The 10,913-nt window shown below is 45.0% G+C and carries 5 protein-coding genes, 1 tRNA gene and 1 riboswitch; of the genes, 3 read left to right on the top strand and 3 right to left on the bottom strand.

All coding sequences use genetic code 11. From position 1 onward, the window contains the following. Positions 1-50: 50 nt before the first annotated feature. Positions 51-127: transfer RNA gene (locus tag BCT11_RS17935), tRNA-Asp, on the top strand. A 657-nt stretch (positions 128-784) separates the two neighbouring features. Here the strand turns inward: BCT11_RS17935 and BCT11_RS17930 are convergent. Further along, a complete protein-coding gene (locus BCT11_RS17930; RefSeq protein WP_038864598.1) occupies positions 785-2,110 on the bottom strand; it encodes a sodium:proton antiporter in 1,326 nt (441 codons plus the stop codon). A 189-nt stretch (positions 2,111-2,299) separates the two neighbouring features. On the opposite strand from BCT11_RS17930, the gene metH reads away from it, so the two are divergent. Beyond that, complete coding sequence (metH, locus tag BCT11_RS17925; protein ID WP_102388885.1) at positions 2,300-5,980, top strand: methionine synthase; 3,681 nt, start codon at positions 2,300-2,302, stop codon at positions 5,978-5,980. Positions 5,981-6,055: 75 nt separating this feature from the next. On the opposite strand, the gene lysC is transcribed toward metH, so the two are convergent. Then, complete coding sequence (lysC, locus tag BCT11_RS17920) at positions 6,056-7,408, bottom strand: lysine-sensitive aspartokinase 3 (RefSeq protein ID WP_038879751.1); 1,353 nt, start codon at positions 7,406-7,408, stop codon at positions 6,056-6,058. Positions 7,409-7,529: 121 nt separating this feature from the next. Further along, positions 7,530-7,708, bottom strand: a riboswitch (Lysine riboswitch). A 224-nt stretch (positions 7,709-7,932) separates the two neighbouring features. On the opposite strand from lysC, the gene BCT11_RS17910 reads away from it, so the two are divergent. Further along, positions 7,933-9,054, top strand: coding sequence for an alanine--glyoxylate aminotransferase family protein (locus tag BCT11_RS17910; RefSeq protein ID WP_042605757.1), 1,122 nt, complete (start codon positions 7,933-7,935; stop codon positions 9,052-9,054). A 56-nt stretch (positions 9,055-9,110) separates the two neighbouring features. On the opposite strand, the gene BCT11_RS17905 is transcribed toward BCT11_RS17910, so the two are convergent. Further along, positions 9,111-10,895 (bottom strand): PglL family O-oligosaccharyltransferase, encoded by a 1,785-nt coding sequence (locus tag BCT11_RS17905; protein WP_042605758.1) that lies wholly within the window; start codon positions 10,893-10,895, stop codon positions 9,111-9,113. Positions 10,896-10,913 lie beyond the last annotated feature (18 nt).

Below are 10,913 nucleotides of genomic sequence, written 5' to 3'. Positions count from 1 at the left end.
GAGTAGGACATCGCCAGGCTTTAAATTTAGACTTTAGGTCTAACCAGTGCGGAGCGGTAGTTCAGTTGGTTAGAATACCGGCCTGTCACGCCGGGGGTCGCGGGTTCGAGTCCCGTCCGCTCCGCCACTTATTCAGACAAAAGCCCCAGCAGAAATGCTGGGGCTTTTTCGTATTTAACAACTCAATTCACCTATCGGTGCATGAGTCTCGCTTGTGTGTAAGCCCGCCGCTCCGCCACTTATTTGAAAGTCTTGCTAGAAATAACAACTCTGGCATCCACAAATTTCTTCGTTGCTTGTTGTGGGCTGCTAGTGCCATACCAATCTGTCAGATTACTGGCCAGGTTAATCCATTATCTTTTGCACATATTTGCCACTCCATCATCACTTTCCAAGAGTTAACTCCATGCATATCACACCTCGTCTGCAATATTGGTGTAGTTCGTAATGCTCTGGTTTGCTACATGATATTTTCATAGCCTTACTCTATCGGGTTCAATGTTGTGCCATATTCTGCCTGTAAACGAGCTGTTGTATTTTGTGCCCAAATCTTACTTAGTCTTGAAACTAAGCATCGACCGATTCAACCTTAGTGTAGCTAGGGATCTTGAGGATTGTTTTAATTTGAGTTTTTAGTATTGACTGGAGTTTGTTGATATTGGAAGGATATCAGAGCGTGGCGATGTTTGAGGGAAATCAGCCAGTCTATTCTATTAATAGCTGCTTGGTTCAGGCATAAAAAAGGCAGCCAATCGGCTGCCTAATTTTTCAATTATAAGAGAGTTTATTCTTGAGAGACTTTAGTTTCATGCTTAGCAACAGAAGCTTCGGCTTCCATTTCTTTCTCTGCTTGCTTCGCTTTCTCAATCATTGGCGTTATCGTTGAGCCTTGAATAAGGATCGAGAAAACTACAACAGAGTAGGTCATCACCATGATGATCTCTTTCACATCAATCAGTTTTTCTGGGATGACTAAAATACCTGATGGAATTGATAGTGCCATTGCTAAAGCTAGACCTCCACGTAATCCACCCCAAGTTAGAATCTTCACGGACCATGGGTTGTACTTTCTGTAGCGTTTAAAGCCAATATAAGGAATAAAGACACTTAGGTAGCGGGCACCAAGTACTAGCGGCACAGATATCGCCATCATAATCCAGTCTTCTTTATGGAATTCGAATAGCAACATCGACATACCGATTAGAAGGAATAGTACACCATTCAAGAATTCGTCGACCAACTCCCAGAAATGGTCTAGGTGGTCTTCACTTTCTTTTGAGAAGCCGATAAAGCGAGTCCAGTTACCAATCATGATGCCAGAAACTACCATTGCAAGTGGTCCTGAAACATGGAGATATTCAGCTAGAGCATAACCTGCTGTAGGAACGCCAATCGTTAATAATAGTTCCATGGAGTGGTCATCGGTCGCACTAATCAAGTAGTGGAAAACTAACCCTAATACGAAGCCGTAAACAATACCGCCAATTGCTTCTTGGATGAATAGAAGGGTTACGCTACCAACCGTCGGGGCTTCTGTACCAAATGCGATCGTGAATAGAGTGACGAAGATAACGAGACCGAAACCATCGTTAAACAGAGACTCGCCTTCAATTTGTGTTGAAATGCGTCTTGGAGCGTCCAATTTCTTCACAATAGCGAGAACCGCAATCGGGTCGGTTGGAGAGATAAGTGCGCCAAACAGTAAGCAGTAAACAAGGTCAAACTGAATACCAATAACTTGGCAAAAACCGTAAAGAACAAAACCAATGAAGAATGTGGAGAAGAGCGTTGCACCTAAAGCGAGTACCGTAATTTCCCACTTTTGATCTTTAAGGTTGGGAAGTTTGATACCCAAACCACCGGCAAAAAGCAGGAAGCCGAGTATGCCTTTCAGAAGAAAATCTTCGAAATTTATGCTGGTGACGGTTTCTGTGGCAATCTCAGTAAGATGAAACCAATCGTTTTGACCTGCGATTAGAATGAGAAGTGAAAGGATCATCGAACCAGCGGTAATGGCGATGGTCGTTTGCATCTTTCCTATCTTGCTGTTTACAAAGGCGATAACCATTGCTGCCGCGGATAGAAAACATAAAGTATGATAGACCGACATAGAGCTCTCTATTTGTAACATTTTATGAATGGAATTCTCGGCCGATGTTGTCTAAATAGCAAACATTTTTTCGTGATTATTTTGTAACTCGAGACAATACAAAATAATTACAATTCCTATTTTAGACGTCTAGACTCCTGTTGCTTGTGTGATAGGATGGAGAAATAACAAAAGGAATGAGGCTGTACTGTGGGAAGTAATGTAAGACAACAGATTGAAGCTCAGTTAAAGCAACGTATTCTTCTGATCGATGGTGGTATGGGCACCATGATTCAGGGTTACAAACTTGAAGAGCAAGATTATCGAGGAGAGCGCTTTGCCGATTGGCATTGCGATCTAAAAGGCAACAACGATTTGTTGGTGCTTAGTCAGCCTCAATTGATAAAAGAGATACACACTGCTTATTTAGAAGCAGGTGCTGATATTTTAGAGACCAATACCTTCAACGCCACGACCATCGCGATGGCGGATTATGATATGGAAGGTCTCAGTGAAGAGATTAACTTCGCGGCTGCTAAGCTGGCCCGTGAAGCCGCTGATGAATGGACGGCAAAGACTCCTGACCGTCCGCGTTATGTTGCCGGTGTACTTGGCCCAACCAACCGTACTTGTTCTATCTCTCCTGACGTAAATGACCCTGGTTATCGTAATGTTTTGTTTGATGAGCTAGTTGAAGCTTATTCCGAGTCAACTCACGCCTTAATTAAAGGTGGTTCTGACCTTATTCTGATCGAGACGATCTTTGATACGTTGAATGCCAAAGCTTGTGCTTTTGCAGTTGATTCCGTCTTTGAAGAGCTGGGATTTAAACTTCCAGTTATGATTTCAGGCACGATTACGGACGCGTCTGGACGAACACTATCTGGGCAAACAACCGAAGCTTTCTATAATTCGTTACGCCATGTGAATCCTCTTTCGTTCGGTTTGAACTGTGCACTTGGGCCTGACGAATTGCGACCGTATGTAGAAGAGTTATCACGTATATCTGAATCCTTTCTCTCTACTCATCCAAATGCGGGTTTGCCGAACGCATTTGGTGAATATGATCTTTCACCTGAAGATATGGCTGAACATGTTAAAGAGTGGGCAGAGAGTGGTTTCTTAAATTTAATTGGTGGTTGTTGTGGTACGACACCAGAACACATCCGTCACATGGCAATGGCAGTTGAGGGGGTGAAGCCTCGAGAGTTACCTGATCTTACCGTTGCTTGCCGCTTATCAGGTCTTGAGCCACTAACGATTGAAAAAGAAACCTTGTTTATCAACGTGGGTGAGCGCACGAACGTAACTGGCTCTGCTCGTTTTAAACGCCTGATCAAAGAAGAGCTCTACGATGAAGCCCTTGAAGTAGCTCGTCAACAAGTAGAGAACGGGGCTCAGATTATCGATATCAACATGGATGAAGGTATGTTGGATGCTGAAGCCTGTATGGTTCGCTTCCTTAATCTATGTGCATCTGAGCCAGAGATATCAAAAGTACCAATCATGGTTGACTCTTCTAAGTGGGAGGTTATCGAGGCTGGCTTGAAGTGTATTCAAGGCAAAGGCATTGTTAACTCTATCTCTTTGAAAGAAGGGAGGGAGAAGTTTGTTGAACAAGCGAAGTTGATCCGTCGTTATGGTGCGGCCGTTATTGTGATGGCATTTGATGAACTTGGTCAGGCGGAAACACGAGAACGTAAACTTGAAATTTGTACCAATGCGTATCGAATCCTTGTTGATGAAGTTGGCTTCCCGCCAGAAGACATTATCTTTGATCCAAATATTTTTGCTGTCGCGACGGGTATTGAAGAACACAACAATTACGCAGTGGACTTCATCGAAGCAGTGGCTGATATCAAACGCGACTTACCTCATGCGATGATCTCTGGTGGTGTCTCTAACGTTTCCTTCTCATTCCGCGGTAATAACTACGTTCGTGAAGCGATTCATGCGGTATTCCTGTACCACTGTTTTAAAAATGGCATGGACATGGGTATCGTTAACGCGGGTCAGCTAGAAATCTACGATAACGTTCCTGACAAATTGCGTGAAGCGGTAGAAGATGTGGTTCTCAACCGTCGTGATGATTCAACTGAGCGACTACTTGATATCGCCGCTGAATATGCAGGAAAGGGTGTTGGCAAAGAAGAAGATGCTTCGGCTCTAGAGTGGCGTACTTGGCCAGTAGAAAAACGTTTAGAGCATGCGCTGGTAAAGGGCATCACGGAGTTTATTGTCGAAGACACAGAAGAGGCCCGTTTAAATGCCTCTAAGCCATTAGAAGTGATTGAAGGCCCTCTCATGGATGGCATGAACGTGGTTGGTGACTTGTTTGGGGAAGGTAAGATGTTCCTTCCGCAAGTTGTTAAGTCTGCTCGTGTAATGAAACAAGCGGTTGCCCACCTTGAGCCTTTCATTAACAAAGAAAAGCAAGCGGGCTCATCGAATGGCAAAATCTTGCTCGCGACGGTGAAAGGTGACGTTCACGATATCGGCAAGAATATCGTTGGTGTAGTTTTGCAGTGTAACAACTACGAAATCATTGACCTTGGTGTCATGGTACCGTGCGAAAAGATCCTCAAAGTAGCGAAAGAAGAGAATGTCGACATTATTGGTTTATCAGGCCTTATCACCCCTTCTCTTGATGAAATGGTTCACGTAGCAAAAGAGATGGAGCGTCTTGATTTTGATTTGCCACTCTTGATTGGCGGTGCAACGACGTCAAAAGCGCATACTGCGGTTAAGATTGAACAAAACTACAAGAACCCAGTGGTGTATGTGAATAATGCTTCGCGGGCGGTTGGAGTATGTACATCATTGTTGTCTGATGAACTTCGTCCTGCGTTTGTGGAGAAGCTGGATGAGGATTACGTTCGTGTCCGTGATCAACACAACCGCAAAAAGCCAAGAACCAAGCCGGTCACTTTAGAAGAAGCTCGTGCCAATAAGGTTGCTATTGATTGGGACGTTTACACACCGCCAGCACCCGTTAAGCCAGGTATCCATGTTTTTGACGACTTCGATATTGCGACATTGCGTCAGTACATCGATTGGACGCCTTTCTTTATGACGTGGTCTCTCGTTGGTAAGTACCCGACCATTTTTAAACACTCAGAGGTTGGCGAAGAGGCGAAGCGTTTGTTTAAAGATGCAAATGATTTGCTGGATCGAGTTGAACGTAAAGGATTGCTTAAGGCTCGTGGTATGTGTGGTTTGTTCCCCGCGGCGAGTGTTGGTGATGATATCGAAGTCTACACAGATGAATCACGTACCGAAGTAGCGAAAGTTTTGCTCAATTTACGTCAGCAGACCGAGAAACCAAAAGGGTTCAACTATTGCCTTTCTGATTATGTTGCTCCGAAAGAGTCGGGTAAAAAAGATTGGATTGGCGCATTTGCAGTGACTGGTGGAATTGGTGAGCGTGAACTCGCAGATGAATACAAAGCACAAGGCGATGATTACAACGCTATTATGATTCAAGCGGTTGCGGATCGTCTGGCAGAAGCATTTGCTGAGTGTCTGCATGAACGAGTACGTAAAGAAATTTGGGGCTACGCGGTAGAAGAAGCACTCTCTAATGAAGACCTGATTCGTGAAAAGTACCAAGGTATTCGACCTGCTCCAGGTTATCCAGCATGCCCTGAACATACCGAGAAAGGACCTCTTTGGGAATTGATGAATGTTGAAGAGAATATTGGTATGTCTTTGACCTCGAGCTATGCGATGTATCCAGGAGCCTCTGTTTCTGGGTGGTACTTCTCCCATCCAGACTCACGTTATTTTGCGATCGCTCAGATCCAAGAGGATCAGATGCTAAGTTACGCTGATCGCAAGGGCTGGGATAGGATCGAGGCTGAAAAGTGGCTCGGTCCAAATATTAACGGTTAAATCGATCCACACGCAAAAGAAAAGGGCTGCTACGTGCAGCCCTTTGTTTTATTTGTCCATAGTATTTAGTAGCGATTATTGCTCGAATAGCTCTGTGTGCAGTTTCTGAATAGCTTGTCGTGATACAGACTCATGAACAAGGAAACATAAGTTATGTGGGCTTGCACCGTAACAAATCATACGTAAGTTGAAGTCCTCTAGTGTTCCGAAGACTTGCTTAGCATAGCCTTTGCTCTCGCTCATGTTGTTACCAATCAGAGCGACTAAACAGAGGTCGTGCTCAACTTCTACTGTACACAATTCTTCGAGCTCTTCGCGTACTGCCTGTGGTAGCTGCGGAGCACCACCTGATGTGTCTGTTTGATCGAGAGTGAGTGACACACTGATTTCAGATGTGGTGATCAAGTCCACCGAGATCTTGTGTTTAGCCAGGATCTCGAACACTTTCGCTAAGAATCCGTAAGCATGGAACATGTTCACGCTGCGCAGAGTGACCATAGTTTGATTGCAACGAAGAGCAAGGGCTCGGAATAGCGGTGAGCTCTCTACTTGGTGTCGAATCCACGTACCACCTTTTTCTGGCTCTTTAGAAGAGCCAACGAAGACCGGAATATCGTGACGGAGTGCTGGTACCAGAGTAGAAGGGTGAAGGATCTTCGCACCGAAGTTTGCCATCTCTGATGCTTCGCTAAAGCTGATCTCAGGAATTGGTGACGCTTTGGGGGCTATTCGTGGGTCGGTAGTGTAAATGCCCGGAACGTCAGTCCAGATCTCTAAGCCCGCGGCTTTAACACCTTCAGCAATCAAAGCTGCGCTGTAGTCACTACCACCGCGACCCAATGTCGTGGTGTTGCCTTCTTCATCTGAGCCAATAAAGCCCTGTGTAATGACGACATGTTTTTGGCAAAGAGGAACCAGCTGTTCTTGCGCTAGCATTGAAATACTTGCTAGTTGTGGTTCTGCGCGGCCAAAGTTGCCATCTGTTTTTAAAATATCTCGAATATCAAAACGAGCGGCGTTGATGCCTCTTTCACGCATTAACTGAGCAAGAATATGAGTCGACATCAGCTCGCCACATGCCACTAAATGGTCAGTCAGTTTGGTGCTTGCTTGAATAGAGGCCGCTTCTGCAAGGCTTGTGACTGTATCTAGAATCTCGTAAACCTCGGCAGCCGCTTTAGTAGCATCTTCTAATCGAGATAAAATTGATTCATGAATATCGGCTAATTTTTGCAGCACTTTAGCGCGATGTTCTTGGTCCTGAACACCGTTTGCTAGTTCGACCAAAAGGTTGGTCACGCCAGAACAAGCACTACTCACGACAAGGCGGGTATTTGGATTGTTTTCTATAATGGTGGCACAACGGCTCATTGCCTCAAAGTTGGCAACACTGGTTCCACCGAATTTCGCTACGTTAAATGCGCTCACTGCGTTCTCCCACGACTTCCTAAAAAATAACAACATCAATTGGTTGCCAATACATCCAATGTTTTGGTGAGGAAAGGAACAGAGCAAATAGAGAGGTATTTAGAATGTAATTTGAAAATTTACCCTCAGAAGCCCTTCATCAGACTGCGCTGATGACAGTTGATGGGACTCAACCCAAGTCAACCGATAAGCCAAATCCTGCAACTTTGACTTACCTCGGCACTACTCCCCCTGAGTGATTGGTATTGGAATTGCGGCTCCACAAATCACCTGCCTGGGCAGTGCTCCTCTTCTGCATAAAGCTCAAACATTGAACGGTTTTGTTGTCATAATGTCAACCAATATCTCCAACCAGAATGAAAGTTTTTATTAACGAATTTGTGACAGTGGTTTGACCTCTATACTTAGGGCTAATTGCCGATAGAGAAAAAATCTATTAGGGTGAAAAGTTCGATACCTGAGCCAACCTTTTAAATAGAATTTTTATAACGCTCAGGATGAATGACTGCAATCAAGGAGCTGACATGCCGATCCAAAGCTTTATTCCCCCACATCGTATTCTGATGGGACCTGGTCCATCTGATATTTCACCTCAAGTTTTGCAAGCCTTGAGCCGCCCAGCGGTTGGCCATCTAGACCCGCTTTTTATTGCGATGATGGATGAGCTAAAACAACTGCTCAAATACGCCTTCCAAACTGAGAACGAATTCACCATCGCCGTTTCTGCTCCGGGCAGTGCGGGCATGGAAACGTGTTTCGTCAACCTGATTGAAAAGGGTGACAAAGTTATCGTCTGTCGCAATGGTGTTTTCGGTGAGCGCATGCGTGAAAACGTAGTCCGTGCTGGTGGTGAAGCAGTTGTTGTGGATGATGAGTGGGGCACGCCAGTATCGGTTAATAAAGTTGCAGAAGCGTTAAAGCAGAACCCTGATGCGAAGATCCTTGCTTTTGTTCATGCAGAAACATCGACAGGGGCAGTAAGTGATGCTCAAACGTTGAGTAAGCTAGCCAAACAATACGGTTTATTATCGATTGTGGATGCGGTGACATCACTCGGTGGTGTGCCTCTTAAGGTTGATGAGTGGCAGTTGGATGCTGTGTACTCAGGAAGTCAGAAGTGCTTGTCGTGTGTACCGGGGTTATCACCTGTGACGCTTTCTCCTGCTGCCATAGAGAAGATTCAAGCCAGAAAGACACCGGTTCAAAGCTGGTTCTTGGATCAAAGCTTAGTATTAGGTTACTGGAGTGGAGAGGGCAAACGCAGCTATCACCATACAGCACCAGTGAACAGCTTATATGCACTTCATGAGGCACTACTTATCCTGAAGAACGAAGGCTTAGAAAATGCGTGGGCACGCCATCAATTGATGCATGAGAAGCTAAAAGCAGGATTACAGAAGTTGGGTTTTGAATTTGTGGTAGAAGAAGAGTACCGCTTACCACAACTTAACGCGATTTATGTTCCAGAGGGCATTGATGAAGCTAAAGTGCGTCATCATCTCCTTGAAACCTACAACCTTGAGATTGGTGCGGGCTTGGGAGCGCTTGCCGGCAAAGCATGGCGAATTGGTTTGATGGGCTATGGTGCTCGACCTGAAAATGTTGCTTTGTGTTTGCGTGCTTTAGAAGAATCGCTGACTGAGTAAAATGATTCGACAACGAGATAAAGAAAAGCGAAGGTCATCCCTTCGCTTTTTTATGTTTATTGATCAGCACCAGAAGCTGGCGTTGGTGAAGCTGATACGGCTTGAGAAGGCGGTTGATAATTGACGCCACTGAAATCAACCTTAGGAAACAAGAATTGTGCCTCTGCACGGATTTGCTCTGCCTTGCTCGTATCATCCAGTCCTTGATATGCAAGGATTAGGTTGTTGTAGAACGCTGGACGGGGCTTATCTTTAATTATCTCCAAAGACCAATCAATGTAAGGCTGAATCAAGGTTGGATCTTGCTTGTACAATCCAATATTCAAGAAAGTACTGTATACATCCCAGTCGAAACGATCTTTCCAAACTACAGGGTTTGTCACCTGATTCAGGATGTCCGGATTGGTTGGGCGCGTGGTCTCAAACTTAGTTAATACGTAGTTGGTATGCAGAGCACTCACCATATAAAAGCTGAATACGACTGGAATTACTAAGCTGCAAACACGAAGTAAACTCTTAGTCACTCGGCTAAAAGGTGCCTGACGGTAGCGAGAGACTCGCTGGTCAACCCAGTACAGTAGGATTATGAAGATGATCCAATGCACCAGCGAGTGGTAAAACGGATACTCTAGCTGTGAATGGAGGATGATAGGGATGAAGAGGGCGAGTAAGGCTAGACGTGTCCCTCGTTTGGCCTGATAGATTCGGTGTAGCACTAACGCCATCGCGAGGAAAATCCCCAAGATTGGTAACAACCCGCCTTCTACAGACCAATACAAGAGTTCGTTATGTGGGTGATCCATCGATGGTAAACCCGCAGGGTAACTCTCATTTAGAGCGTGTTGGCGAGCCGTATAGAGCATGTATTCCGATTCAAATTTACCATAACCGTAACCAGTAAATGGTTTTTCAATCACCATATCGAGCGTTTGTGGGAAGGTGTAAGCTCTCGGAGATTCCATGTTCACTTTTTCACTGGCTAATCCGCTACCATCAGGAAAAGCGATCTGCATGATCACAATAGATAAAGCCAAACCTGTTGCCATTGCAACTACCCAACGTACGAACCTAGCTTTAGTTGCGAAGCGGTACATGTACGGAATGACTAATAGGATCGCGATGATAGAAGCAAGCCACCCTGTTCGAGATGCCAATGCGACAATCAGCGGCAGGGTAAGTACTGGCACAGCATAAAGCAGATAGATATCGCTAAGCTTACGCGAGTATTTATAAGGTTGACGGACAAGCAGATAACTTGCGATCACTAAGCCTGTCGCAAGAAAACTCGCCATGACATTGGGCTGTTGGAATATACCATAAGGACGATTAGCAACAGTGTCGTACCCAAATACGTTACCTGGCTTGAGGTAAAGGTATTGAGTGAGGCCAAATAGAGCCTCTATCACAGCCGCAAGAACGATAAACCACAGTAAACGTTGGCGATGTTTGTTACTGAAATGGAATTGCTGCAACACAATAAAAAACAGCATGCCGCACCACAGGCCAATTAATTTATTCGCTGCCAGTGCGCTATCCGCATTTGGATAAAAGATAGGCAATGTCATGATGATGCAGCTAATCAACAGACCAATCGTTAATTTGGAATAGCGTAATACACGGTTGGTCGCAAGTTGGTAGCAGCCGATCCCGAGCGCAAAGCTGAACGCCATCCACGTGGTTGCGTTAAAAGACAATGCTAGCCCTGAACCGCCCGGATTTGGCATAAAAAAGTGCATCGCCAGCAAAAAGAGTGCTGCTAGCGTGATGAGGAACTTGCGATTAAGAGGAACTTGCACTTTACCTGGAGAAAGCTTGGTTCCACTGACGTGTATAGTAGCCATAGTTATTGTGTTGTTTTG

Source organism: Vibrio sp. 10N.222.52.B12 (assembly GCF_002875385.1).
GTDB classification, from domain to species: domain Bacteria; phylum Pseudomonadota; class Gammaproteobacteria; order Enterobacterales; family Vibrionaceae; genus Vibrio; species Vibrio jasicida.
Note: the sequence above shows the minus strand (reverse complement) of the source record. Positions and strands in the feature narration are given on the sequence as shown.

Bases quoted from the DNA above. Each gene is read 5' to 3' on its own strand.
- BCT11_RS17905 (WP_042605758.1), bottom strand. From the start codon at position 10,895: ATGGCTACTATACACGTCAGTGGAACCAAGCTTTCTCCAGGTAAAGTG.
- BCT11_RS17910 (WP_042605757.1), top strand. From the start codon at position 7,933: ATGCCGATCCAAAGCTTTATTCCCCCACATCGTATTCTGATGGGACCT.
- BCT11_RS17930 (WP_038864598.1), bottom strand. From the start codon at position 2,110: ATGTCGGTCTATCATACTTTATGTTTTCTATCCGCGGCAGCAATGGTT.